Genomic DNA, 24,914 nt, shown 5'->3' with positions numbered 1-24,914 from the left:
TTTTCCTTTGGAACTTTAGTTCTATGTTCAATCCCCATTCGGCGACTGCCGTCTGACCTTCCGGACAGCCCGACAAACGGTTCTATTTTCGTCCTTCAAGTATGGAAAGACTTTCATCAAGGGCTGTACAGAACCAGTCAATGTCTTTCGACTGGAATACGAGCGGCGGTCTGATTTTTAAAACATTTCCGTATGTTCCGCAATTTGATGTAAGCACTTTCCGGTCGTACATCAAATCAATGAGACGAAGCGTGCCTTCTTTGTCAGGCTTTTTATTTTTTGCGTCGCTCACAAGCTCAAATCCAATGAACAAGCCTGAGCCACGGACATCGCCGACAATTTCTGAGTGACGAGACTGCACTTCTTTCAAAGCCGAGAACAATTCTGAGCCGACTTTCTTGGTGTGCGAAAGAATGTCCTCATCTTTTATGAATTTGAGGACTGCCAGAGCCGCTGCCATTGAGACAGGATTCCCCGCGAATGTATTGAAATACGGAAATTTCTCGCTGAAAGATGCAAGAATCTCCGCTTTTCCGGCTAAAGCAGAACACGGTATTCCGTTTGCCATCGGTTTTCCCATCGTCACAAGGTCGGGAACAATGCCATGCCGTGCGAACCCCCAAAAACTGTCGCCTGTCCTGCAAAAGCCTGGCTGCACTTCGTCGGCTATAAAAAGTCCTCCATTGTTGTGAACCACATCAACCGCCGCTTTTAAAAATCCTTTTGGATTCGGGTGAACACCGTCTGATGAAAAAATCGAGTCTGCGATAAAACAGGCGAGTTTGATTCCCCGTGCCTTTAACTCATCAATCGCTTTCTGAATCTGCGCGCAATACCATTCCGTGAATTCTTCCTCGTTCATTCCGCTTCTGTAAAAATCAGGAGTCGGAACAAGATATCCTCCGTTCCACAACTCCTGCTCGCCACCAAGAGCCGGGCTTACCGCACTCACGAGAAAGGTATTTCCGTGATACGCCTCTTTTGAAAGCAAAATGCCCGTTCCGCCCGTGTAATTCATGCACATACGGAGCGCAAGGTCATTTGCCTCAGAACCTGAGCACATGAACATCACCTTGTTGATTTCAGGCGGCATGAGAGAAAGCAGCTGCTCGCTGTACGCGATGATGTTTTCGTGAAGATAGCGCGTGTGCGTGTTGATTTTCTGCATCTGCTCATATACGGCTTCAACAACTGCCTTGTTTGAATGCCCTATACTCGGAATATTGTTGTACATATCGAGATATTTTGTGCCATCGGCATCCCACAGATACACGCCCTTTCCCTGCGTAAGGTGCGCGGGTTTCCTATAAAAAAGACGATAAGATTCCCCGAGAACTTTTTCCCTTCTCTCCACAAGATTTCTCGTACGCGCATCGAGCGAATCTGCATCTGAGCTTTTGAAACTGTTTGCGTCCATAATGCTTGAATCTGTTGCCATGTTGTATCTCCTTTCAAATAGAATGAGCAATAAAAAAAGCACGGAGATTTTCCGTGCTTCATTGCGTTTTTCCTGCAATCGGATTTAAGCACAATCGCAAAAAAAAATAAATGGAACAAAAGTTGCATTGATTACCAAAACCATTTTCGCTAGGATTTTCGTCAACAAAGCCAAAGGCGGTGTGAAGAACATCTTCATGCCGCCTTTTTGTTTTTGGGGGAATATATGGCATTTGAGAATATCCACATTTTTAATGATGTCGCTCAAAGTGCGCTGAAGAACTACGGGCTTGAAAACACGGACGACACAAAACTTATCGTGCTTTCTGAGAACGCGACCTATCTTGTGCGCAACAAAACAAGCGGCAAGGCTGACGGCGTGCTTCGCGTGAGCAGACCGGGATACCACGACTTGGAAGAATTGCAGTCCGAGATGAAGTGGCTCAAACAGATTAACGAGTACACGCCGCTCATCGTTGCAAATCCGATTCCAGCTCTGGACGGCACGACCGTGCAGCAAGTGAAAGGAACGGACGGAAACACCTATTTCTGCGTCATCTGCGAATTCTTGACGGGAGCGAATCCTGTTCTGGACAACGAGGAGCAGCTTGTCACGACTTTTAAATTTTTGGGCGAAACGACGGCATATCTTCACCGCCAGACAGAAATCTGGAACGGCACGAAGACACTCAAGCGAATCAACTGGGATTTTGACACGATTATCGGCAAAAACGCGGCGTGGGGCGACTGGCGCGCCTTTCCCGAAATTACGCCTGAAGCCGAAGTGCTTTTAAATGAGGTCGAAAAAATCATCGAAAAGCGGCTTTCGCGCTACGGAAAGACAAACACAAACTGGGGGCTGATTCACGCGGACTTGCGGCACACGAATCTTCTGATTGACGGCGACCAGATTAAGGTCATTGATTTTGACGACTGCGGATTCGGCTGGCACTTGCACGACCTTGCGGCGGCACTCAGTCTGATTGAGGACAAGCCCTTTGCGCCGAAACTCGTGAACGCGTGGCTCTCGGGCTACAAAAAAGTGCTTCCGTTTACCGACACGGATTTTGAGGAAATCGACACATTCATTATGATGCGCCGACTGCAATTTACGGCGTGGCTTGCAAGTCATGCCGACTCAGACCCGGCAAAAGAAGTCACCAACTGGATGGAGGGCACGATTCAGCTTGCAGAACGCTACAAACGGCTGTTCGGCTAAGGAGAAGAAAATGAAAGAACTTGAAATCATCATCAAACCTGAGCGATTGGAAAATGTAAAGCGCATCCTTGACTCTTCGGGAGCGAGGGGCGTAATGATTACCCAGATTTCCGGCTACGGTCATCAGCGGGGGCAAGGACAAGTCTACACACGCGAGGAAAATCCGGGAATCAATTTGCTTCCGAAACTGAGCGTTCGGACAGTCGTAAAGGACGAAGTCGCCGAGAAAATCATCGAAAAGGCTCTCGTCGAGCTGAACACCAGCAGCTTCGGAGACGGAAAAATCTTCGTGCGGGCAATCGAGGACGCTGTAAAAATCCGTACTTGTGAGCGCGGCGAAGAAGCATTGTAAGTAAGATACTGAGAGTTTTTCAAAAATTTTCGAAAAAGTAAAAAGGAGTTCATTATGGAAGAAAAGAACAGACTTGTTCGCGCACTTGGATTGCGTGAATCTATCGGCATGACAATCGGAACGGTCGTGGGCGTGGGGCTTTTTACCTGCGGTTCGGCACAGGTCGGCTTGGTCGGCCCGTGGATTATCGTTTTGACGGCAGTTTCGCTCTTGATTTCAATCTGGCCGTGCCTCATTTACGGCGAGATGTCGGCAGCCCTTCCCTGCGCGGGCGGCACTTACAACTACGCAAAACGCGGGCTAAACCGAGTCTGGGCGAACATCGCGGGCTGGAACTACATCATCTCGGTCATCGGCATCGGCGCGGGAGAGACGCTCGCATTCGCCAACTATTTTACGATTCTCTTTGAGCAGTTCGGCATCAATCTTTCGGTCGTTGATCCGCGAATTATCGCGATGACGCTCGTGACGATTTTTCTTGTTCTCAATCTGCTTGGAATCAAATTCTCGGGCAAGGCTCAGACGGGCTTCATCTTCTTCTTTTGGGGATGCGCAATTGCCTGGTTCTTGTATATGATTCCGCATGTGCATCTTGAATATTTCGGCGGCTTTACTATGGACAAACTTCCGCCGTTCCGTGAGCTGATGTATATTCTTGGTCTTGTGTGGTGGTGCTACACTGGCTTTGAAACTTGTTGCTCAATGGGCGCGGAGACAAAATTCCCCCAGTACACGCTCCCCCGCGCACTCAAATTGTCAGTTTTCCTCGTGTTCGTAGCAAACGCGCTCTTCCAGTGGTTTTTGGTCGCGCTTGTCTCTCCCGAAAAGTACGGGCTTCTTGCACTCGCTGACGCTCCCTATGCGGAAGGATTAAAAGCGATGGGTTTGGTCGGTTTCCCGGTCATTCTGCTCTGTATCGGCATTGCGTTCGGCGGAGACCTTTCTACCATCAATCCTGGAATCGCTGCCCCTGCCCGCTACATCTTCACGATGGCAGAAGACCACACGCTCCCCGCGATTTTCGCAAAGATTCATCCGAAGACAAAAACACCATATATTGCGCTCATCTTCGTCGGAATCGTGAATTACATTCTGATTGGAACTGGTTCAATCAACTACATCGCATCTGTTTCGCTCTTCTCGCTTGCCCTCTGCTACATGATTGGATGCGCCGCATACCTCGGTCTCAAAAAGAACTACCCCGACATGAAGCGACCATATAAGGCTCCGCACGGAACGCTCGGTTGTATCGTCACATTCGTCACCTACACTGCCCTGCTCCCGTTCGTCGAATATGCGGCAAGCATCACGGGGCTTATCGTCTGCGCCCTTGCCGCCCTCTATTACTTCATCTTCACGCGCCGGCACGAAAACAAGATTCCGTCACTTGAAGAAGAAATCGGTGAAATCGACGAGCCGACGGCAGAAGAAAAGGCAAAAATCGACCGCGAATACACAATCTGGAAATGGGGCACGATTATCGCGACGGTCATTTCCGTGGGAATCTACTTTATCCCGATGATTTTTGGCTGATAAAGGGGCTGCAAAAAAGGGGGCTTCTATGGCGAAGAACTTTGTGATTACCATTGCGCGTGGGTTCGGCTCTGACGGAAAAGAAATAGCGTTACCATTTATTATGCGCAGGGTTAAAAACTAGACTGAAAAAGTTTACCCCTATCTCTCAAACTCATATCCCCTGGGCGTGACCAGCTTTTTTCCCTGAGTCGTCTCAATCACTTTTGTCTGGGAATTTCCCACAAAGACCGTGGTGAACATGTCCAACTGGGCGTTCTGCAATTCGGATAAAGTGCTGATTTGGCATTCCTCGCCTGCCCGCCCTATGTTTTTTGCCCAGGCGCAAGGGCGGTTTTGGGGGAGATTTTTTAGCAAAATCTGACAGGCTTTGAAAAGATAGTCCTTTCTCTTATGGCTCATGGGATTGTAAAGGACGAGGCAGAAATCCGCTTGAGAAGCCGCCTCCAGCCGTTTTTCGATTTTTTTCCAGGGAGTCATTAAATCGCTGAGACTGATGACGGCAAAATCGTGAATCAGAGGGGCGCCCAGCAAGGCCGAGCCGCTTAAAGCCGCCGTAATCCCCGGCAATACATTGATTTGGACATTCTTAAATTCCTCGGAGCTGGCGGCAATCTCATAAATGAGGCCGGACAAGCCGTACACGCCCGCATCCCCTGAGCAGATGAAGACCACGTTTTTTCCTTTTGCGGCCTCTTTTAGGGCGAGGCGACAGCGTTCTTCTTCCTTTCGCATGGGAGTTGAGAGGAATTCTTTTTCTGGGAAATGGGATTTTACCAGCTGGATATAGACTTCATAGCCTATGATACAGTCACAATTTTTCAACGCTTCTGCACATTCAAGGGTCATAAGCTCGTATTTTCCAGGCCCTATTCCCGCGACGATGAGTTTTCCCTGCATCATTTAATTTTCCTCCGAATTTTTTATAAAGAATTTTTGAAATTCCTCCGGGATTTCTATATTGATTTTTTTGATTCCGATGGCAAGGGTCATGCCGTTACAAGCGCTTTTGTGAACGATGATTTCACTTGCCCCTGCCGCAAAAACCGAACGCTCGCACACATTGTCAGTGCCTGTGATTTCTGAAACGAAGGCAGATGGCGTGACTTTCTGCTGGATTTGGTTCAATTCTTGAGCGGAAAATGTTACGAAAGGGATTTTCAGCGATTCTGCAAGAGAGACAAGGGCTTTTTCATCTTTTTTAAGGTCGATTGAGGCGATTTTAGCTAACGAACGGTAGTCTATTTTGTGTTCATCAAGGCTTTCTCGGACAAATCCTTCAAGTTCTTCCGGGGATTTTCCTTTTTTGCAGCCGATTCCAAGAATCACGCATTTGGGAATCAGAGAAAGTATATCATTTTTGATATATAAGGAGATTGTAAATTGTGGTAAAGCTCCCTCGTCACTTTCAGCAGGCTGACGGCTTTCTGCGGAATGCCAGGATTCATTCAGGACTTTTGCGGCAAAATCCTTGGCTTTTTCCATGTCGTTGATTGAAAGATTGTTCCGGGCGGCAAATTCATCGATGGCAGGAAGATTGTTCACATCGCTGGCCGTGGTAAGGACAGCCTGAGCTCTCAAAAGGCCGGCGATTTTTTTCGCAAGGGAGTTTGCTCCGCCGATGTGACCTGAAAGAATGGGAATCACGAAAGAACCCTTCTCGTCTATCACGATTACAGCGGGGTCAGTACTTTTGTCGCGGATAAAGGGTGCAATAGCCCGCACGGCAATCCCCGCCGCCCCCACAAATACAAGGACATTTCCCGTCCGAAAGTGAGCTTTTACCCATTCAGAAAGTGGCACATGTATGGAAGAAAGCTCATTTTTTTGCGAAGACTTTTCCTCTGAGTCAATCTTACCGCCGAAAGACAGGCTTACTTCTTCTTCAAGCAAATCTTTAAGGCGTTTTGAGAGAGAAAATCCTTTTTTCGTAAATGAAATGATATGAATGTTCATTATCTTTCCGCCCATTTTCTCCCCGAAAGACGAATCAAAAATAGAATGCCTCGGACGCAAAGTTCCACGCTCATGGCCGCCCAAATGCCAGCAAGACCATATTTTGACCGCAATAATAAGGCCAGAGGAATCCTTACCATCCACATGGAGAAGAATTTATAGCAGCTGGGAACGAAGGTGTCGCCAGTTCCCCGCATGGCTCCGCTGGCAATGTTACTGGCTCCGTAAAAGGGTTCGCAGAAGGCTTCGATTCTCAGGATTTTTGTTCCCATAGCGATGACGGCAATTTCCGGGGAAATAAAGGCTATCATCTCGCCGGCAAAAACAAACATGAGACTGCCCGAAATCACCATAAAAATCATGCCTACAATCGTTGTGAGCCAGCCGAATCTTCTCGTCATCTCTTTTTGTCCGCTTCCGTAACACTGGCCGCAAATCGTAGTAGCAGCCGCCGCAAGTCCGTAAGTCGGCATGTAACAGAGACTTTCCGCCGTAATGGCAAAAGAATTGGCAGAAAGCGCGGTCTGCCCCAAAGGACTGACGATTTTGGTAAAAGCAACTTGGCCGCCGGTCATAATCGCCTGCTCAAAGGCTGTGGGAAGTCCGATTTTCAAGGCGTTTGAGAAATATGTTTTTTTGAAGTAGATTTTTTCGTCTTTCCTTAGATGCAGCATTTCGCTTTTAAATAAAAGGAAAATAACGAGGGGTACGGTGGTCATAAATCTTGAAATCAAAGTGGCAATGGCAGCCCCCTTCACCCCCATATTCAAAAGATAGATAAAAACATAGTTCAGAATCACATTGAGGATGCCCATAAGAATCTGCATGGCGCTGGGGATTTTCATGTTTCCCGATGACTGCAAGGCCGCTCCGGCAAGATTGTTGAACTGGATTATGGGAATGCTCAGGGCAAAAATCAGAAAATAATGGTAAGAATCCGAATAAATCTCTTCATCGCAGCCAAGCCAAATCGGGACAAATGGAGAAATAGCACAAATGACAAAAGTAAGGAAAATCGCATAAATTATGTTTACAAGAATAGACACTTTAAGAAGATTTCTAGCTTCATCTTCCTTTCCGGCCCCGATTAAATGAGAAATTTGAACCGTAAATCCCATAGCGCAGGCAAAGCAGAGTCCGTACAAAAGCCATGTTGACGAAGCCACAAGTCCGATTGCCGCCCCTTCCCGCTCACCCAAATGACCGACCATAGAAGCGTCTATGTAAGTCATAATAATTGAAGAAAGTTGCGCAAGAACGGCGGGAATGCTCAGCTCTACAATCAGGGAAAGCTGCTCTTTAAGAGAAAGTTTGTCTCCACGCCTCATTCGGGCAAGCAAAATCGATTCTTTCAAAAGAGATTCTTCCTTTTACTTTTGCTGAGCCTGACGAAATTCCGTCGTAAAACAAGGATCATAAAGTTTTGAGCGAGAATAATTCGTGTGAGAGACCACATTACCGACGATGATGAGCGCCGTTTTTGAAATCTCATTCGCTTTAGCTGACTGGGCAAGAGTGGCGACCGTGCAAAAAATGCGTTTTTCGTCAGGCCAAGTCGCCTTGTAAACGAGTGCTGCTGGCGTTTCCGGCCGAATTCCCGCTTCAAGAAGCTCAGACTGCACTCTTTCGCACATACCGGAGCTTAAAAAAAGCACCAGCGTAGCATTGTGCCGGGCAAGGGATTTAAGGCTTTCCTTTTCGGGAACGCCGGTTCTGCCTTCAAGACGGGTGATAATCACCGATTGGCTCACATCAGGAAGGGTGTACTCAAGATTGAGGCTTGACGCCGCGCCGCAAAATGAACTGACTCCGGGAACACTTTCGTAGGCGATGCCCAAGTCATCCAAAGCGTCCATCTGCTCACGGATTGCGCCGTACAAACATGGGTCTCCAGTGTGCAGGCGGACAGTCATTTTTTTGTCTTCCTCTGCCCTTTTCATCACTTCAAGGACTTCTTCAAGAGTCATTTTTGCGCTGTCATGGATTTCTGCGTCAGACTTGCAGATTGAGAGCAAATCCCTGTTCACAAGGGAGCCCGCATAAATCACCACATCTGCTTCTGAAAGTAATTTTTGAGCGCGCACGGTAATCAAATCCACCGCGCCAGGCCCTGCACCGACAAAGTAAACCATATTGATTTTAGTTTATCAGTAATTTGAAGAAATTCATAGCGGAAGACCGTGCCCCGCCTGTCTCGGCCAAAAGCCCCTGCTCGTTTGTAAAAATCACGACTTCAATTTCAATGGCGCCGCCCGCCCAGTCCGTCATATTTTTCTGAATCCGCCTTGCCACTTCCTTCATGATTTTGTCTCTAGTCTCGTGGCAGCTTTTTTCTAATCCCGATTTTCCCGCCGAATCAGAATCAAGTGAATCAAGGCTGCGAATCGCCTCTTCCGTGGAGACAGAAGCCATAAGTTCATTCTTTATAGAAGAAAAACTTTCGTCTGAAAGGAAATCTTTCGCTATGTCACAGAGGATTTCCATGCGGTGATCGCCGTATTTTGAGTGGGTGTTTTTGATTCCCCCGGCGACTTTTATCAGCTTTCCGATATGACCGCAGAAAAGTATTTTTTTGAATCCGCTCTTGGCCGCCATTTGAAGGGCATCGTAGACAAAATTGGAGCAATGCACCGCCGTTTCTAAAGAAAAACCGAATTCTCTCTGCATGAATTCGCTGCCGTAATTTCCCGGAACCAAGGGCAAAATCCCGTAGCCCTGAGCTTTTCTCACATTCATTTCCACTTGAATCGTGTCCAAAATGGCCTGCTCACTCATGGGTTCGACGATTCCGCTCGTACCGAGGATTGAGATTCCGCCGACAATGCCCAGTTTGGGATTGAAGGTCTTTTTGGCGATTTCCTCGCCATCTGGTACGCTGATTATGACAGAGATGGCCGGGATGTCGCTTGCGAGAAATCTTTCTAATTCTGACTTTACGCCATCGTAAATCATCTTGCGGGGAACACGGTTGATTGCCGCCTCGCCGGGCTTTTGGTCAAGGCCGGGCAATGTGACTCGCCCCACTCCTTTCCCGCCGTCGATTTTGATTTTCCGTTGAGAATTTGTGACTATTTTTGATTCCGCTCCATCTTCAGACTGGGAAGGAATTTTTTTCACCGTGGAGAAAATCTTGATTCCGTTGGTTACATCCGGGTCGCTGCCGCTGATTTTTTTTACTGAGCAGCTCGCTTCCTGACCAGAAAATTTTTGGTCGCTGATTTCTATGCAAACCTTGATTCCTTTGGGCGTACTTAAAATCACATAAGAAACAAGTTCCTGAGTCAAAAGCATTCTCGTTGCGGCAAGACTGGCCGCAGTGGCGCAAGTTCCCGTGGTAAAGCCGAAGTCAGGCTCAGAAATTTCTTTGAGGAGGAAGAATGATTTACTATCGTTCGTTCTTTTTGGCATTTTTCGTCGATTTTCAGCTTTTTTCTTTTGAAATTGAGTACAAAATCGCGTTGCAGATTGCCGCCGCCACCGTGCTTCCGCCTTTCCGGCCTTCGTTGACAATGTAAGGCACGCCGCTTTTCATAATCATCTTTTTTGCGGCGACCACATTCACGAATCCCACCGGCACACCTATGACTGCCACTGGCTTAAAGCCATTTTCCATGAGGGAGCAAAGCTCCACCAAAGCCGTGGGCGCGTTCCCGATGGCGAAAATAAGGGGTTTTGAAAGCTCCCTCGCCTTTTTCATGCTCACCGCCGCACGGGTAAGATTTTGCTCTTTAGCCCTGGCCGCCACATCTTCGTCTGCCATAAAACAATGGGCTTCTCCCCCAAAGCGAGAAAGCGTCTTTTTGTTAATTCCCGCAAGAGCCATATTGGTATCAGTCACGATGTCTGCTCCGCCAAGAATGGCTTTTTTTATGATTTCCAAAACATCAGGCGAGAATTTCAGGCTTTCGGCATAGTCAAAATCCGCCGTGGTATGAATTACCCGCATGATGACCGGGGCAAGCTCTTGGGGAAGCGAAATATTTTTCTCGCTCAATTCCTTTGCAATAATCGAGAAACTTGTTTTTTCGATGTCGGCTGGCGCAATGTGCTCAAATTCTTGCATGATTTATCGCTCCAAAGTTTTTCCTTAGTAGCGTTGAGCATTCAGTTTTGTATAATCATCGAAGAGGGTCAGGCATTTTTCTCTTTCAAATTCTTCCGTAGTACACTCACCGCCTTTGCTCTCAAAATTCTTATAGAATTTATCATCACGAAAACCAATTTTATCAGTGTCACTTATCCGACATCCATAAAAAACTTTTCTGATATTTGCCCAAAGAATTCCACCGAGACACATAGGGCAAGGCTCAGCCGTCGTGTACAATTCACAACCAGAAAGATCATGGCTTTTTAGATTTTTGCAGGCATCGCGTATTGCTTCCATTTCGCCATGACAGGTAGGGTCATGCTTGCTCAAAACTTGATTGTGTCCCCGCCCAACGATTTTCCCATCTTTGACAATAACCGACCCGAAAGGTCCTCCATGATTATTGTTTATTCCTTCGTATGCCTCTTTTAGGGCTTCATCCATGTAATTCATAAAAACAGTATAACATATTCCCAAAATGCATATCTAGAAGGGGAAAGCCTTACTCCCCGCCCAGCCACTTCAAGAATTTATCGTCTTTTTCAGAATCCGAGCCATCCTTAGAATGTGCGCCGCCCAATAATTTTTCAACATATTTTCCGATTATGTCATTTTCGAGATTCACAAGGTCGCCGGCTTTTTTTGAAAGGAGAGTGGTTTCTTCTGCCGTGTGGGGAATCACGCTCACGGCAAATTCACTGTCGCTCACGCTGGCAACAGTAAGGCTGATTCCGTCAATGGCGATTGAGCCTTTTTCGACGATGAGGCGCAAAATCTCCCCGCTGGCTTTGATGTGAACCCAGACGGCGTTTTCTTCGCGGACAAAGCGGGAAATCGTGCCCGTGCCGTCGATATGACCGCTTACGATGTGGCCGCCGAATCTTCCGTTGGCAGCCATTGCCCGCTCAAGATTGACTCCGCTGCCAGAGACGAGGGAGCCTAAAGAAGAGCGGCGCAAAGTTTCTGCCATGACATCAGCCGTGAATGAAGATGAAGTCATGCTTGTGACTGTGAGGCAGACTCCGTTCACTGCGATTGAGTCGCCGATTTTACTTCCTTCAAGGACTTTTCTTGCGCTGATTTCAAGGGAGCCGGACGCACCGCCCAAAGAGATTTTTTTGACCTTTCCGATTTCTTCTATTATTCCAGTAAACATAAGCCCCAATTCATAATGCTCAATGCATAATTCATATTTTTTTGTATTCTAGCAAGACATCATCGCCGAATCTTGATATTTTTTCAAGTTGGAAGTTAAATGCCTCGCTCGGAAGATTCACGCCCTCGCCGCCCACAGGAGACTTTCCTGCCCCGCCAAAAAATTTCGGAGCGACAAAGGCGTAGATTTTATTCACGATTCCTGATTTCAAGGCACTGTAATGAATCTCTGAGCCGCCTTCCACAAGCAGGCTGTCGATTCCCTTTTCGCCTAAAATTTTCATGAGCGAGGGCAAATCAACCTGAGGTTTTGGCTTTTTTTCTCTTGCGCCAGACTCTTCTGAAAGATTTACGCCCGGAACTTCCAGCACCTGAAGGCCAGAACTTTCAAGAACTGCCTTTTTTTCAATATAGATTTTCTCATCGTCTTCGCTACGGCCATCTTTGCATGAAACGATAATAGTCGGAATCTCCCCTGCTGTTTTTACGATTTTACTCAGAAGGGGGATTTTTAAGTCGCTGTCACAGATAATGCGCACTGGATTTCTGCCCACGGCCTCGCCTTTTTCGTTTGTAAGCCTGCAATTCAGCATGGGATCATCGGCAAGGACAGTTCCGATTCCGGCGAGAATTCCCGCATAACGATTACGGAGTACATGAACATAATTCCGGGAATCTTCGTTTGTAATCCATTTTGATTCGCCGGTCTTGGTGGCGATTTTTCCGTCGAGGGTCATGGCATATTTTAAGGCCAGGAAAGGAGTTTTTGTGCTTATATAATGAAAGAAAATAGGATTCAGGCAATCGCACTCATCCCGCAAAAAATCTTCTTCTACAGAAATTCCATGCTCCCTGAGATAGGCGTTTCCCTTTCCGTGAACAAGGGGATTTGGATCCCGGCTTCCCACGACCACACGGCTGATTCCCGATTCCACAAGGGCATAGGTGCAGGGAGGCTGCTTTCCAAAATGACAGCAGGGCTCCAGCGTAACATAAATCGTTGCCCCCTGAGGATTTTCGCCCCGCTCAGCGCAATTTTTGAGGGCATCCCGCTCGGCATGTAATTCGCCATAGGCACGATGAAATCCCTCACCGATAAGGCGGCCGTCTTTTACGATGACCGCGCCCACGAGAGGATTTGGATTGGTTTTGCCCTCACCGCCTTTGGCAAGCTCAATGGCCCGGCGCATGAAAGCAATATCATCTTTTTGAGAATCAGAAGCGGGTAGCATTATTTCGCCGTCGTTTCAGCAAGTTTCTTTAAAAGCTCCTCGCCGTAAACATTCGTGAATACATTCATGACACCGCTTGTAGCTCTCTGGAATGCCTTTAAATCTGGCGTCGTGATTGTCATGCCGACTTCCTTGAGTTTTGAAACATAGGAATCAGTTTGCTCTTTAACGAGTTTTCGGTCTAAGTCCTGAGCTTTTTTTGCAGCGGCAAGAATGAGAGCCTTGTCTGAATCAGAGAACATATCCCACAAATCTTTTCGGATAACAAGGGGCATGGCATCGTAGCTGTGGTTGGTAACCGCAAGATATTTCTGCTCTTCGTAGAGCTTTGAATTGTAAATGACAGGAATGGGATTTTCCTGAGAATCAAAAAGTCCGTCTCTCAGTGCTTTTTTGAGTTCGTTGAATGCGTAAGGCTTTGGAGTAGCTCCCAGGGCAGACATCGTTTCCATGACGATTTGATTTGGCGGAGTGCGGATGTTCAAGCCCTTCATGTCAGCGACAGATTTGACAGGCCTGTTAGTCGTAGTGACACAGCGGAAACCGTTATCAAAATGAGAGAGAACGACGATTCCGAATTCCTCAAGAGTTTTGTTTACTTCGGCAACCAAGTCTCCGTCCATAAAAGCCCATGCTTCGTCAAAATCTGAAAAGAGGAAGGGCATGGCAGAAATCCCCAGTTTTGTGGCATAAACGGCAAAATTTCCCGCACTAGAGACAGTCATATCGACTTTTCCGCTGATGATGCCATCGATTAATTCACCGTCACCGCCCAATTCGCCGTTGGGATGAATGTCAATCTTGATTCTGCCATTGGAATTTTTTTCGACTTCTTCTTTAAAAAGAATGGAAGCAACTCCCCGCGGGTCTTCAAGATTCGTAGAAAAGCCCAGTGAAATGGTAGCCGAAACCGCCTTTTCTGCTTCCGGCTGCTTTTCGGCAACCTGTGACGCATTTTTTTTGTTGCATGACGACAGAAGCGCGAGAACGCAGATGCCAAGCAAAGCAAATTTAATTTTACTCATAGACCGACTCCCCAGCATTTTTCATAGTGCTGTCATAAATTGCAAAATTATTTTTACCATTGTTTTTCACATGGTAGAGCGCATAATCAGCCCGCATGAACAAGTCCTTAAAAGAAGTTGCCTGTTCCGGGAATAGGGAAATTCCGATACTGGGCGTGACCTGAACCGAAGTTTCACCGTTGGAATAATATTCAGCCAAAATCGATTTGAGAGTGTTCGCCTTTTCTTCGACAATTGCATGAGGATTTTTGACCGTATTTTTGATGCAGAGGAAAACACAGAATTCGTCGCCACCGATTCGGCCAATGAAATCCTTTTCGGAAAAAACGAGGGAAAGCTTGTTGGCAGTGTCACAAATCGCCTGGTCTCCAAAAGAATGCCCCAGCCTGTCGTTAACCTGCTTGAAATTGTCCAAGTCGATGATGTAAAAAGCTCCGAAAGTTGAGGTCTTGTTTTCGCTGATGAATTTTGAAACGCTCTTTTCCATGTAGATTTTGTTGAGCAAGCCCGAAAGCAAATCCGTTTCTGCCTGGGCTTTAAGTTCCTGCTCGTGCATAACCTGAGCATTTACATTGACCACATTGCCGATGAATTTAAGAGGACTGTTTTCTTTATCGAGAATGACCGTGCCCGAAAGCCGGTACCAGACATAATCCCCGCTCCGAGAAAGAAGGCGAAGTTCCGAAGCGTAAGAGGTCTGACCAGTAGCGATAAAATCACGCAAATCATCCAGCAAGCCTTTTTCTGACTCGTGAATGCGTTCCTCAATCTTGTCAAAATCTGTAAGGGGAACCTGCTTAATATTCTCGCCGAAAACAAAATCCGTATTGCCGGTGAATTCAACCAGCTTTTTCTCAAAATCATACTCGAAGATTAAAGTCTGGCTGTTTTCTGAGTTGATTGCATAGCGGGAGTTGTCCTTTTCGACCCTGGCTTTTTGAACGAGGATACGGCTTAAGAAAATCATAATGCATGTAAAAACAAAAAGCATGACAACGATGAGCATAATCGTAATTCGGGTGATTTTGTATTCCTGTGAAAGAATGTAATCTGCCGTAACCGTAGAAAGAACATACCAATCATTTACACCGACCGGAGTGTAAACGACGATACGGCTGGCACTCCCCACCGAGAATTCAAAAATTCCCGTGCGATTCGATTGCATCTCATTGTAAATTGAACTCAACTCTGAAACAGGGAGAGCCTTGTTGTTTTTGAAAAATTCAAACCAGTTTTCGACAAAGCAAAGATGATTGGGACTGTTCGTGCCGATAAGAATCAAGCCGTCCTTGTCGCTGATGATTGAATACCCTTGACCACCGAAAGTGTCCACAGAAAAGATGTTGCTCAAAACTGAATAAGAGAATGTGCCAGTAATGACACCCACGACTTTTTCGTTCTGAAAAATCGGAACCGCCAGCGTGAGAACCGGCTCGCCGTCCTCATCAATCGATATATTAGAAGAAATTTGCGCCAGGCCCCGCATAGCCTTCTTGAAATAATCCTTCATAAGAATATTGCCCGAAGACTGACCATCATAATTTACCGTCATGCCGCTCGTATTGGCGACGGCGATTCGTTTGAATTCACCCACGCCCTTTGTCGCCATAATCGTGGCTTTTACGGTATTGTAATCGTTCATGTCGATTTCCTGAAAATAGCGGGCCTGAGACTCAAGCATGAAAAGCTGGTCATTGAGTTTGACCTGAAAAGTACCTGCGTACAAAAAAGCTGTTTCTTTAAGGAAGTTGGTTGAACTTTCCGAGACAGTGCGGCTGACCGAGCGCTCAAAATGAATGAAAGAAAAAATAGTAATGAAAGCGAGAAGAACTGCGAATACTATATAGAAGGAAATCTTTCGTGTTGCTCGTAATCCCATACCATGGCTCCCAACGATTATATATTTTTTTAATTATAGCATACTTTTTTTATAAAGAAAGAAAATTTTTCATTGTTTTTTTTACTTCTCTCTGCTAATTTTCCCTTGACATACACGATGTTTTTCTGATACAGTTTTATACAACATCAGCACTGTCTGCGGGGTTAGCTCAGTTGGTTAGAGCATCACGTTGACATCGTGGGGGTCAGTAGTTCGAGTCTACTATTCCGCAAAGAGTGCTGATGTTTTTTATTTTAAAGCATCTCGCTCATCCTTCCATTTTTCTATTTTTTCTTCTATTCTTACGCGCTCATTTTCATAGTCTTCGATTTGGCGGGTCAGTTCCTCTTCCCTTTCAAAATCCGTGGTCACAAGCTTTTCGCGATTGGCTTCTTCTATCAAAGATTCCAGTTCCGCCCGGCGTTTTTTCATTTCCGTGATTTCTTTGGGAGGCCGGCCGCCCTTCTTGCCGTTTTCCTGACTTGCCGCGACTTTTGCCCTGCTGGTGGATTTTCCGTTGTAAGAATAAAGGGATCCAATCCAAAAGCGCAGGGATTTTAAATGCTGGCTCATCTCAAATTCAATGTTCTCAAGATGACGGATTTCTTCGGCTCGCTCGCTTTCTGAAATTTCGCTCCCCTCCTTTGACTTTGCCAGCTCTTTTATAATTGAAATCTGATTCTGCAAGTCCTCAAGGGAGGCAATGGCTTTGTAAATCTGCTGAGTTTTCTTTGACATGAATTCAGTATAACCCAAGACTTTCGGTTTCTGCAAGAAATATTTTCTTTGCTTTATACAGAATCCTCGGTTAAAATAGAACAGGATTTTTTATTGAAAGAGGTACGAAATGGCACAATTCTTTAAATGCAAAAAATGCGGCAAGATTCTTGAAGTCGTAAACAAGGGCTGCCCTGTGGTCGTCTGCTGTGGCGATGAAATGACAGAGCTTAAAGCAAATACCAGCGACGGAGCCACCGAAAAGCATGTTCCTGTCATCGAGCAGAACGGCGACAAAGTTACGGTAACAGTCGGCTCGGCTATTCATCCAATGGAAGCCGACCACTACATTCAGTGGATCCAAATCGAAACAGACAAGGGCGTTCAGAGAAAATACCTGAATCCCGGTCAGGAGCCAAAAGCAAGTTTCACCCTCTCTGACGAAAAACTTCTCACTGCCTACGAATTCTGCAACAAACACGGCTTGTGGAAGGCTGAGGCGTAAGGAAGAGGGGGCTGTCCAATAAGTTCAAAAAGTGTCATTTTCGGGCTTGACCCGAAAATCCATTTAATTGCAATACAAGAGATTGCCGTATCGAGCACGGCAATGACTCATACTTATTGCTCAAGCCCGACAATGCTCCGTCACATCAATTTCTGTGGCGAAGCGCAAATAATAGAGGACGCAGCGGATTTCGCTTTCGGCCAGGCCCAGCATTTGGCTTATGGCTTTACGGTAGCAGGCAAGCTGGCTGTAATAAAGTTCCGGCTCTATTTTCTGATTGGTCTTGTAATCGACGATAGTGTATTTGTATTTTGAGCCGGGCGCGTTCTGATAAACCAGGTCAATCTGACCGGTGACAATCAGCTCGTCAGCGTAATTTTCGCCTTCGATTGAGTCCTCCCCTTTGTTGGAATCGCCGTTTTCAACAAAGGATTTATCGACAAGGCTCCTGAAAGAGTATTCTGTTTTTTTCCAGCTGGCGGCAGAGGCCTCTTTATATATAGGAGAATTTTCAAATTTGGCCGCCATATCGGCACAAAGCTCGCGGATTTTTGCGATTTTTTTGTCGCGGTTTGTCTCGCCCGGCCATTTTTCCATGCCGACTTTGGGAATAAAGCTCTCATTCATGCCAATCCATTCCCGGCCGCTGATTTTAGGCTCTTTACCCAGCACCTTTCCTTCCATGTAAGCATGGGCAATCGTACCGAAATTTGTAAAGTTAAAGAGAGGAGAGACTGAAAGAGGTTCTTGTGGATTTTCCTGCTCAGACTGATGCCTGTCGTCTTCCTCACCTTCATCTTCCAAATCCAGAGTTTCCCCACCAGGCACAGTGCTGGCAACAATCAAATTAATCAAAGAATAATCCTCGCTGGCAGAGGGGGTAGCGGAAATACCCGAACGGAGAGGAAGTGACCGAGCTTGCTCAGGTCTTTTCCGCGTAGTGAGTGGTATTGGAGCGAGGGGGAGACTTCCCCCACCCAATTTCTTCAATTTGCTCGGTGAGACATAAACTTTCGGCGAGAGCTTTTCCTGCTCCACGGTGAACTTTTCTGAATCTGGCAGGCTTGCGATAAAGTCTGACTTTTCGATTTTCTCGCTTTTTTCGACTGAAATAGGGGCAAAAGATTCCCTGTCATTTACAAAATTGAAGGCCGGGTGATTCACGCCCTTTTCAGTGTTGAACTGATACAAAAGGGGAATCAAAAAGTGGTAAATGGCCTTCGGAACGGCTTTTTCGGCGGATTTTTCTTCGTCCTCGAATTCAGCATTATCGCTTCCCACGATGTAAAGTCTTTCTTCGGCGCGGGTAAAGGCGACATAGGCAAGGCGGCGCAATTCGGCACTTTCCTGCCTCTCGTTTTCTTTATGAACCGAGAACATGCAGTAATTCTGTGAGATAAGATTTTTGCGAATATCGCCGCTTTCAGAAAGTCCTTCCGCAGCCCTGTCATAGTCTTTCCATGCGGGAGTTTTCAGCAAAAATCCAAAATCCTTGTCAAAGGCGGTCGCTTCCATTCCCCCGCGGCTGGTCGCAGAAACGCCGCAAACGAAAACGACTTTGAATTCCAGACCCTTGCTTTTATGAATCGTGAGAATCTGAACCGCGTCTTCGGCATCCATGACCACATCAAGGCCGTCCAATTTTCGGTCGGAGTCTTCGTAGGATTTTACCATGTCGATGAAAGATGCGAGGCTCTCCGTTTTGTCCTCGGCAAGCCGCGCCATCTCAAAGAGAATGTCGTAAAAAGAAGCGTACATGGAGACGCTTTTGTTCCATAAAGTTTCATAGCGGTAGCCCAGCTCGTACCAGATATAAGAAATGGTTTTTGTGAGTTTTTCGCTTTTGAGCCGGATGCAAATGTCTTCGTAAATTGTCTTGAGATTGAGGATTTTTTGGGTCAAATCGGAATCGTCGGCAATGGAAGCAAGCATTTTCTCGTCAAAGGGAGATTTATATGTCTCTTCCGTGTTCACCAGAATTTTTTCAAGCTCGGCAAATGTGAGTGAGCAGAAAGGCGAACGGAGAAGTTTTGCGTAGGCATTTTTGTCTTCGGGGTAAACGCAAAGTTTGAGCAGGGCGATGATGTCGTTGATTGGACCGTCTGAGAAAAATCCCTTGTAAACCTCGGTGGAATAAGGAATTCCCGCCGCAAGAAGGATATTTTCGTAGGGCGCGGTGGGCGTGGCCGTGCGGAAAAGCAGGGCAATGTCGCTTTTGTGATATTTCTGATTGCCCTTTTCGTCTTTTTCTTCCAGCAGTTTTTTAATTTCCCTCGCAACGAAACTCGCCTCACATTCGTAGCTCTTTCGCTCAGCCTCGGTCTTTTCCCCGCTGTTTTCGGCAGAAGAATCTGCGGCAACTTTTTTATCATCGCTTTTGGGATAAAGGGCGACCGTGACTTTTTTTTGTGAGAAATCGCAATTTTCAAGCTTGAAGCCGGGCACTTCCACCCGCTTGTAATCCGCCTCATAATCTGGAATCTGCTCGCTTCCGTCCGGCCTCTGGGGAAATTTCTCTTTTGTCATAAAAATAGCCGGCAGAGAATCATTCACTTTTTCGCCGCAAGGATAATCATAGCCTCCGAAAAATGCGTTGAAAGCGCGAATCAGTTCAGGGTCAGAGCGGTAATTTGTTTTAAGCTGGATTGAAACAGGAATTGAGGCAGACAAATTCCTGAAAACCGAAACATCAGCCCCGCGGAAACGATAAATGCTCTGCTTGTCATCGCCGACAAAGAAAAGCTTGTGACTGTCCAGTCTTTGGCTCAAATCTGAATCAGAAAGCCTGGGCAGAATGTAATTGCCCTTTTCATCATATTTTTCATGAGCGTCCGAGAGAATCAAAAGAACATCGCACTGAAGGCTGTTGTCGTCCTGAAATTCGTCAATCATTATGGCATCGAATTTCTGCTGCTCGATACGGCGGATTTCTTCGTGTTCAGAAAGGCTCTCAAGGGCAAGCTGGCTCACATCGGCAAAAGAAAGGATTCCGCCCGTGCGTTTAGTCCTGTTCACATCTTCCTGAAAAGAAGCCAGATGAGCGAAGACTTTTTTTTGCAGGTCAAAGCCAGAAATTGAATTTGCAATAAGATAAAGTTTTTCAAGGAGAGAGAGAAGATTTGCCTTGAAAGTTTTGTATGCGTCATCACGGATATAAGAAAATGTGCTTGAGCAGTAGCCCGAAACGCTTTTGCAATAAGCGAAAAATTTCTCGTTAAGGAAGGATTTTGCCTTTTCTCCCCTTTCAAAAATTTCTGCATTTAAAGAAGGTTTTTCGGGATTTCCAAATTCAGCCATGTAGTCGTACAATTTAAGGAGCGTCGCGCCGGGTTTGGGAACTTTGGGCAGTAAAAGGAATGAAGCGATCTCGTCTTCGATTAGAGCCGTTATTTTCTCATAATCCTTTAAAATCCGATTTTTTTGGGCGGCAAGGCTTTTTTCAAAATCAATTGGCGTGAGAACCGTAGAAAATTTTAGAATGGAATGGGCAAAAAGCTCACTCGCAAGATTCTGAATCTGAAAAATCTGGGCGATTTCTTTTATTTCCTGGTCATCAAGATGCTCAAGGACATACTTTGTCGCCTTAAAATTAACGACTGAATTGATTTTATCGTCATCAAGGGTGAAATTCGGATTGATTCCGTAATATCGGGCGCCTTTTTTTGCGATTTCAGAAAAATAACTGTCCAGAGTCTGGATATGGCTTTTGTCAAAAGACTCAATCGCCGCCTGCGCCCTAGCCTTAATCTGGCCAAGATGCTCGAAATCAGGGGGCAAATCCTTTTTTCCTTTGACATCCTTTCCCTGAAGATGGAAGCGCAAGCCCTTGAAGATTCGCTCTTTCATCTCGTTGGCGGCTTTTTTTGTAAAAGTGAGGGTGAGAATTCTGTCGCAGGGAAGATTTTTCGCCTCAACCAAATAGGCATAGCGGCTGGCAAGAACCGTAGTCTTACCACTACCAGCCCCCGCCGAAACCACCACATTACGGGTCTCCTTGACGGCAGAAAGCTGCTCCGCATTCAAGCCGGAAGAAAGAGTTTCGAGATAAGAATCAGAAATTTCAAAAGAATCGCGTTTGCCTTCTATCATTTTGAGCAGAAAATTCTAGCGGCACCAGAAAACATTTTCCTTGCGGGGAGCGGCAGGGCGGATTGCCCCATCTGCGGCATAGCCAAGGGCTATATGACCGACACCTTCGTATTCGCCTTCAAGTCCGAGCTCTTTTAAAATCTGCTTTCCGAAATCAGAGTCGAATTCCTCTTTTGCGCGGTGAATCCAAATGCTGGAGATTCCGAGACTTTCAGCCGCCGTCATGAGATTTGCCATTACAAGAGGACCGTCGTATTTATAAGTGGGGGCATTTTTATCGACCAGAACAATCATAATGACCGGAGCACCGTAGAATGGATCGAATCCAGCTGGCTGCCCCATGATTTTTGCGTTCTCAGCGCTGATTTTGTCACGCAAAGCTTTGTTCGTAACAACGATTATCTTGCCAGACTGACTTCCATGACCGCTAGGCGCAAAAGTTCCCGCGCGAGCGATAGCCTTTAAATCCTCCTCAGAGGGCATTTTATCCGCAATGAATTTGCGGCAGCTGCGCCGGCTTTCCAAAATCTTCAATGTCTCGTTCATGATTCACCTCAGTTTTATTTTAATCGAAGTGAAAAGAAAAATCTAGGAAAATGATGCAGGGATAAAGCTGTGCTGAATGAGAGGCGTTTTCGTAAGGAAAAATCACCTCAAAAGCCCTTCAATCTTATCTAATATTAATTCATCTGCGGGCAACCATTTTACAGAACGGAGGTTTTCCGCCGTGAGCCAGGCGGCGTTCTCGTGCTCCAAAAGCTCCAGCTTTCCCGAAAGCACCCGACAGGCAAAGCACTGCATTGAAAGATGAAATGTCGGGTAGTCGTATTCAATCGTGGCGATTTTCTCTCCCACACTGATTTGAGTTGCAAGCTCCTCGCGGATTTCACGAGCAAGGGCAGCTTGGGGTGTTTCGCCAGATTCGATTTTTCCGCCGGGGAATTCCCAAAAACCACGCCATTCGCCGTATCCCCGCTGGGTGGCAAAGACGGAGCGAGTGCCTTGAGATGAGGTGCGGAAGATGAGGGCGGCGACTACGGGGAGGGATTTCATTATTCGATTACTTCCCACCAGCCATTTTTATCCGCTCCGTGACGAACAAGCAGGCCTGCTCCCTGAAGTTTTTTCATGTTATTAAAAATATTCTTTTTTGCAATGCCAACAATTTCAGAAAGTTCACCCATCGTAAGGCGGGGATTCTGTTTTATGGCATCAAGAATTTTCTGCTGATTTACATTCACCTTTACATTCACCTTTACATTCACCCTATCTTCTTTATCTGCCGGCTTTCGGTGAGATTTCAAGGCGTCAAGAATAATACCAAGCATAAAATCAACAAAAATCCCTGAATCATTGGCATCGGTGGAATCTTGAATCGCCTTGTAATATGCACTCTGATTTTCCCAAATCATGTTTTCAATAGGAAGATGGGCAAAAACAGGATTCCATTCAGCAAGAAGCCTTGACTGCCAGAAGCGCCCCATACGGCCGTTACCATCCATAAAGGGATGAATAAATTCAAACTCATAATGAAAGACAGAAGATTTTATCAGCACATGATCCTGGGAATTATTAAGCCATTCAAACAAGTCGCCAATCAAAAGCGGAACACGGTCGGCAGGAGGAGCAATATGGGCGATGCCATCTTTTCCAAGAACACCCACCGGCTCTTTTCTAAAATGACCGGGATTATCAACAAGTCCCAGAGCCATAAGACCATGAGCTTTGAGCAGGTCTTTGTAATTATATGGATTGAAGTCCATAAAGGAATCGTAGGCTGTAATTGCGTTACGAACTTCCTGAACCTCTTTTGCAGGAGCCACAACATGCTTTCCGTTGAGCAGTGCCGTTACCTGTTCTTCGCCCAGCGTGTTGCCTTCGATTGCAAGCGTGCCGTGAATGGTTTTCATGCGGTTCACCTTGCGCAGCCTGATTCCGTCTTCCGATTCCATGCGGATAACAAAGCGCTCCAAGCTTGCGGAGATTTCCGAGATAAGGTTTATTGCTTTTGCGCTGACGGTAAAGGGCGGTGTGTACATGGTGTTTTCTCCCCTAAACATCAATCACCTTGGGCGAATATCGTGATAGCACATCGTTCAAGCCATTTTTCCGTATCAAGTGGTTCAAATCTTCATTGCTAGAAATTACTCCCTCATACGGAATATTTGAAACTTCAGAACAGTTTTCAACGGTAACCATATAATAGGTCTTTGCATTTCTGGCTTTCACAGGCAATAGTGCAGACAGCCGCTCGGCCGTCATTTCGTCTATTCTGCATCGATTATAAACTTGTCTCAAAGTTCCGTGAATAAAATGCTTTCTGTCGTTTGAATAACCAATAAATTCAGAACATGAGTCTATAAATGGATGAAGCGGATAGCGTATAAACTTTTTAGATTCTTTATCATCAGCAGTTGCCCTAAAATAGAATATAAAACTTTTTTCTCCCTTTTCGCATAAAGAACAAACTGTGTCAAAATAATCCTTCCGCATAAAACCAACGAGAATATGCTTCTTGCCATCGTTAATCTGAATGATGGAATTGTCATTTTCATTGTGATACAGATAGTTTTTTGTCGGAGATTTTTGAATCAGATTAAAAATCGGCGCAGTTTCAGTTTGCGTTCCAAGATAAAAATCCCATACTTTCTGAGCCTGCAATTTTATTACCTGAACAGACGGCAGTTCATTAAAAGGCGAATGTTGGGCTGTCCAGTATGGAACCTCGCCATAATTCTGATTTTCTGCATTCTCGCTTTCCAAGGCAGGAATCAAAAAAGCGTTCGCAATTTCGCCAATCTGAAATGTGTCTATAAAAGATTTTAAAGAGGCGTTATACACATACTGTTTTACAACATCTTGAATTCCCGGATTTCCAAAAAGCTTTCCGTCCGAAACAGAAAGCAGATAATATTTTCCATCAAGAATGTACATTGCTGTATTGCCGGAATCTTCTTTTCGAAAAGTAACAATATCTGGAATCAAGTCGCCCTTATAAGAAACTTTCTGTCCGTCAATAATCCACTCAGGTATTTCTATATAATCAGCAAGGCTGCCGCTGAAATTTTCCTTCATCGGAATCAGTTCTCGTCTGGCAAGATTTTTCAACGACTCCGACTTCATGTTTTCAAACATCTCGCCACAGGCAGTTTCCCAGACAATATTAAAGGCGTTGGTTCCATAAAGGCTGAAAGATTCATCGCTTTGATTGGAAGACTGTTCTGAAACATAAGTATAAAGCGTTTTTAAAAGATTCTGCTTTCGAGTTACAAACTGATTTTTTATTTCCCTTTCAAGCCGGTATTTTATGTAATCAACATCGCCAAAATCTTCAAGAGTTTCTTCCGTCAGTTCCGCTTCTGACAAAGCAAACAAATCCAAAAGCCGCTCATTATTTAATTCCCGGGAACAGGTTGAAATTATTGCAGCATGAAGACGGCGGATAAAATCAAAATCATTCTGCGTGTTGTCATGGGTGTAAAGGTCAAGGTAATAAGGAGTATTGTTTTTTATGAAAGCAAAAGTTTCATTGATTGTCTTATCCCAGAGGATTTCCCCTTCTCCGTTAAGCTCAACAACCTCTTCCTGATTTGAATACAGGCCGTTTTCAAAATAGTCATGCAAAATATGAAGGGAAATGGCAAGGCGGTTGAACTGCCTGCTCTCTTCTTCACCATTATACAGATGAACAAGCTGCTCTTTTTGATTATATTTTTCAATCACCTTGA

Annotated in this window: 22 protein-coding genes and 1 tRNA gene; 5 read left to right on the top strand and 18 right to left on the bottom strand. The window is 45.8% G+C overall.

The annotated features are described in order from the left end of the window. Window positions 1-82 precede the first annotated feature (82 nt). Window positions 83-1,438 carry an aspartate aminotransferase family protein gene (locus B2089_RS06150; RefSeq protein WP_296321179.1) on the bottom strand — a complete coding sequence of 452 codons (1,356 nt, stop codon included), beginning with the start codon at window positions 1,436-1,438 and terminating at the stop codon, window positions 83-85. Window positions 1,439-1,663: 225 nt separating this feature from the next. Here B2089_RS06150 and B2089_RS06145 point away from each other — a divergent pair, with 225 nt between their 5' ends. Genes B2089_RS06145 through B2089_RS06135 form a run of 3 tightly spaced genes read left to right on the top strand, consistent with a single transcriptional unit; the run spans window position 1,664 to window position 4,541 of the window. Then, window positions 1,664-2,656 (top strand): phosphotransferase enzyme family protein, encoded by a 993-nt coding sequence (locus tag B2089_RS06145; protein WP_296321182.1) that lies wholly within the window; start codon window positions 1,664-1,666, stop codon window positions 2,654-2,656. A 10-nt stretch (window positions 2,657-2,666) separates the two neighbouring features. Beyond that, window positions 2,667-3,008: a P-II family nitrogen regulator gene (locus B2089_RS06140; protein WP_296321186.1), complete on the top strand. Its 342-nt coding sequence runs from the start codon at window positions 2,667-2,669 to the stop codon at window positions 3,006-3,008. A gap of 54 nt (window positions 3,009-3,062) precedes the next feature. After that, window positions 3,063-4,541: an amino acid permease gene (locus tag B2089_RS06135; RefSeq protein WP_296321189.1), complete on the top strand. Its 1,479-nt coding sequence runs from the start codon at window positions 3,063-3,065 to the stop codon at window positions 4,539-4,541. Between the two features lie 141 nt (window positions 4,542-4,682). On the opposite strand, the gene cobJ is transcribed toward B2089_RS06135, so the two are convergent. The 11 genes from cobJ to B2089_RS06080 are packed head-to-tail and all read right to left on the bottom strand — an operon-like array spanning window position 4,683 to window position 15,875. Continuing rightward, window positions 4,683-5,444 carry a precorrin-3B C(17)-methyltransferase gene (gene cobJ / locus B2089_RS06130; RefSeq protein ID WP_296321192.1) on the bottom strand — a complete coding sequence of 254 codons (762 nt, stop codon included), beginning with the start codon at window positions 5,442-5,444 and terminating at the stop codon, window positions 4,683-4,685. Beyond that, window positions 5,445-6,512 (bottom strand): cobalt-precorrin 5A hydrolase, encoded by a 1,068-nt coding sequence (locus B2089_RS06125; protein ID WP_296321194.1) that lies wholly within the window; start codon window positions 6,510-6,512, stop codon window positions 5,445-5,447. Further along, on the bottom strand, window positions 6,497-7,852 hold the full coding sequence (locus B2089_RS06120; RefSeq protein ID WP_296321197.1) for an MATE family efflux transporter: 1,356 nt from the start codon (window positions 7,850-7,852) through the stop codon (window positions 6,497-6,499). The genes B2089_RS06125 and B2089_RS06120 overlap by 16 nt, the downstream gene beginning before the upstream one ends. A 15-nt stretch (window positions 7,853-7,867) precedes the next feature. Next, complete coding sequence (cobM, locus tag B2089_RS06115; protein WP_296321199.1) at window positions 7,868-8,629, bottom strand: precorrin-4 C(11)-methyltransferase; 762 nt, start codon at window positions 8,627-8,629, stop codon at window positions 7,868-7,870. Window positions 8,630-8,636: 7 nt separating this feature from the next. Then, window positions 8,637-9,905, bottom strand: coding sequence for a cobalt-precorrin-5B (C(1))-methyltransferase CbiD (cbiD, locus tag B2089_RS06110; protein WP_296321204.1), 1,269 nt, complete (start codon window positions 9,903-9,905; stop codon window positions 8,637-8,639). A gap of 13 nt (window positions 9,906-9,918) precedes the next feature. Then, window positions 9,919-10,560: a precorrin-8X methylmutase gene (locus tag B2089_RS06105; RefSeq protein WP_296321207.1), complete on the bottom strand. Its 642-nt coding sequence runs from the start codon at window positions 10,558-10,560 to the stop codon at window positions 9,919-9,921. A 24-nt stretch (window positions 10,561-10,584) separates the two neighbouring features. Further along, window positions 10,585-11,037: a nucleoside deaminase gene (locus tag B2089_RS06100; protein ID WP_296321210.1), complete on the bottom strand. Its 453-nt coding sequence runs from the start codon at window positions 11,035-11,037 to the stop codon at window positions 10,585-10,587. Window positions 11,038-11,086: 49 nt separating this feature from the next. Next, the gene (locus B2089_RS06095; RefSeq protein WP_296321213.1) at window positions 11,087-11,740 is read right to left on the bottom strand and encodes a riboflavin synthase; all 654 of its coding nucleotides are present in this window, start codon (window positions 11,738-11,740) and stop codon (window positions 11,087-11,089) included. A 31-nt stretch (window positions 11,741-11,771) separates the two neighbouring features. Next, window positions 11,772-12,971: a bifunctional diaminohydroxyphosphoribosylaminopyrimidine deaminase/5-amino-6-(5-phosphoribosylamino)uracil reductase RibD gene (ribD, locus tag B2089_RS06090; protein WP_296321215.1), complete on the bottom strand. Its 1,200-nt coding sequence runs from the start codon at window positions 12,969-12,971 to the stop codon at window positions 11,772-11,774. Then, the gene (locus B2089_RS06085) at window positions 12,971-13,996 is read right to left on the bottom strand and encodes a TRAP transporter substrate-binding protein (RefSeq protein ID WP_296321218.1); all 1,026 of its coding nucleotides are present in this window, start codon (window positions 13,994-13,996) and stop codon (window positions 12,971-12,973) included. The genes ribD and B2089_RS06085 overlap by 1 nt, the downstream gene beginning before the upstream one ends. Continuing rightward, a complete protein-coding gene (locus B2089_RS06080) occupies window positions 13,989-15,875 on the bottom strand; it encodes a sensor domain-containing diguanylate cyclase (protein ID WP_296321221.1) in 1,887 nt (628 codons plus the stop codon). Before B2089_RS06080 ends, B2089_RS06085 begins: the two co-directional genes overlap by 8 nt. Window positions 15,876-16,033: 158 nt before the next feature. On the opposite strand from B2089_RS06080, the gene B2089_RS06075 reads away from it, so the two are divergent. Then, window positions 16,034-16,107 (top strand) — tRNA-Val (locus B2089_RS06075). A 17-nt stretch (window positions 16,108-16,124) separates the two neighbouring features. Here the strand turns inward: B2089_RS06075 and B2089_RS06070 are convergent. Beyond that, window positions 16,125-16,613 (bottom strand): hypothetical protein, encoded by a 489-nt coding sequence (locus B2089_RS06070; RefSeq protein WP_296321224.1) that lies wholly within the window; start codon window positions 16,611-16,613, stop codon window positions 16,125-16,127. Between the two features lie 109 nt (window positions 16,614-16,722). On the opposite strand from B2089_RS06070, the gene B2089_RS06065 reads away from it, so the two are divergent. Next, the gene (locus B2089_RS06065; protein ID WP_296321227.1) at window positions 16,723-17,097 is read left to right on the top strand and encodes a desulfoferrodoxin; all 375 of its coding nucleotides are present in this window, start codon (window positions 16,723-16,725) and stop codon (window positions 17,095-17,097) included. A gap of 120 nt (window positions 17,098-17,217) precedes the next feature. On the opposite strand, the gene B2089_RS06060 is transcribed toward B2089_RS06065, so the two are convergent. From B2089_RS06060 to B2089_RS06040, 5 genes are all read right to left on the bottom strand, one after another. Next, window positions 17,218-21,186 (bottom strand): UvrD-helicase domain-containing protein, encoded by a 3,969-nt coding sequence (locus B2089_RS06060; protein ID WP_296321231.1) that lies wholly within the window; start codon window positions 21,184-21,186, stop codon window positions 17,218-17,220. 15 nt (window positions 21,187-21,201) lie between these two features. Then, window positions 21,202-21,732 (bottom strand): nitroreductase, encoded by a 531-nt coding sequence (locus B2089_RS06055; protein WP_296321234.1) that lies wholly within the window; start codon window positions 21,730-21,732, stop codon window positions 21,202-21,204. Between the two features lie 102 nt (window positions 21,733-21,834). Further along, window positions 21,835-22,239, bottom strand: a complete 405-nt coding sequence (locus B2089_RS06050) for a (deoxy)nucleoside triphosphate pyrophosphohydrolase (protein WP_296321236.1) — start codon at window positions 22,237-22,239, stop codon at window positions 21,835-21,837. Further along, window positions 22,239-23,225: a Fic family protein gene (locus B2089_RS06045; RefSeq protein WP_296321239.1), complete on the bottom strand. Its 987-nt coding sequence runs from the start codon at window positions 23,223-23,225 to the stop codon at window positions 22,239-22,241. Before B2089_RS06045 ends, B2089_RS06050 begins: the two co-directional genes overlap by 1 nt. Before the next feature lie 13 nt (window positions 23,226-23,238). Continuing rightward, window positions 23,239-24,914, bottom strand: a 1,676-nt coding sequence (locus tag B2089_RS06040; RefSeq protein WP_296686347.1) for an LlaJI family restriction endonuclease, incomplete at its 5' end; no start/stop codon positions are given.

The organism is Treponema sp. UBA3813 (genome assembly GCA_002368605.1).
Classification (GTDB): Bacteria; Spirochaetota; Spirochaetia; order Treponematales; family Treponemataceae; genus Treponema_D.
The sequence above is the reverse complement of the archived record's forward strand: the minus strand, read 5'-3'. Positions and strand labels throughout refer to the sequence as shown.

Bases quoted from the DNA above. Each gene is read 5' to 3' on its own strand.
- B2089_RS06150 (WP_296321179.1), bottom strand. From the start codon at position 1,438: ATGGCAACAGATTCAAGCATTATGGACGCAAACAGTTTCAAAAGCTCA.
- B2089_RS06145 (WP_296321182.1), top strand. From the start codon at position 1,664: ATGGCATTTGAGAATATCCACATTTTTAATGATGTCGCTCAAAGTGCG.
- B2089_RS06140 (WP_296321186.1), top strand. From the start codon at position 2,667: ATGAAAGAACTTGAAATCATCATCAAACCTGAGCGATTGGAAAATGTA.
- B2089_RS06135 (WP_296321189.1), top strand. From the start codon at position 3,063: ATGGAAGAAAAGAACAGACTTGTTCGCGCACTTGGATTGCGTGAATCT.
- cobJ (WP_296321192.1), bottom strand. From the start codon at position 5,444: ATGATGCAGGGAAAACTCATCGTCGCGGGAATAGGGCCTGGAAAATAC.
- B2089_RS06125 (WP_296321194.1), bottom strand. From the start codon at position 6,512: ATGGGCGGAAAGATAATGAACATTCATATCATTTCATTTACGAAAAAA.
- cobM (WP_296321199.1), bottom strand. From the start codon at position 8,629: ATGGTTTACTTTGTCGGTGCAGGGCCTGGCGCGGTGGATTTGATTACC.
- cbiD (WP_296321204.1), bottom strand. From the start codon at position 9,905: ATGCCAAAAAGAACGAACGATAGTAAATCATTCTTCCTCCTCAAAGAA.
- B2089_RS06105 (WP_296321207.1), bottom strand. From the start codon at position 10,560: ATGCAAGAATTTGAGCACATTGCGCCAGCCGACATCGAAAAAACAAGT.
- B2089_RS06100 (WP_296321210.1), bottom strand. From the start codon at position 11,037: ATGAATTACATGGATGAAGCCCTAAAAGAGGCATACGAAGGAATAAAC.
- B2089_RS06095 (WP_296321213.1), bottom strand. From the start codon at position 11,740: ATGTTTACTGGAATAATAGAAGAAATCGGAAAGGTCAAAAAAATCTCT.
- ribD (WP_296321215.1), bottom strand. From the start codon at position 12,971: ATGCTACCCGCTTCTGATTCTCAAAAAGATGATATTGCTTTCATGCGC.
- B2089_RS06085 (WP_296321218.1), bottom strand. From the start codon at position 13,996: ATGAGTAAAATTAAATTTGCTTTGCTTGGCATCTGCGTTCTCGCGCTT.
- B2089_RS06080 (WP_296321221.1), bottom strand. From the start codon at position 15,875: ATGGGATTACGAGCAACACGAAAGATTTCCTTCTATATAGTATTCGCA.
- B2089_RS06070 (WP_296321224.1), bottom strand. From the start codon at position 16,613: ATGTCAAAGAAAACTCAGCAGATTTACAAAGCCATTGCCTCCCTTGAG.
- B2089_RS06065 (WP_296321227.1), top strand. From the start codon at position 16,723: ATGGCACAATTCTTTAAATGCAAAAAATGCGGCAAGATTCTTGAAGTC.
- B2089_RS06060 (WP_296321231.1), bottom strand. From the start codon at position 21,186: ATGATAGAAGGCAAACGCGATTCTTTTGAAATTTCTGATTCTTATCTC.
- B2089_RS06055 (WP_296321234.1), bottom strand. From the start codon at position 21,732: ATGAACGAGACATTGAAGATTTTGGAAAGCCGGCGCAGCTGCCGCAAA.
- B2089_RS06050 (WP_296321236.1), bottom strand. From the start codon at position 22,239: ATGAAATCCCTCCCCGTAGTCGCCGCCCTCATCTTCCGCACCTCATCT.
- B2089_RS06045 (WP_296321239.1), bottom strand. From the start codon at position 23,225: ATGTACACACCGCCCTTTACCGTCAGCGCAAAAGCAATAAACCTTATC.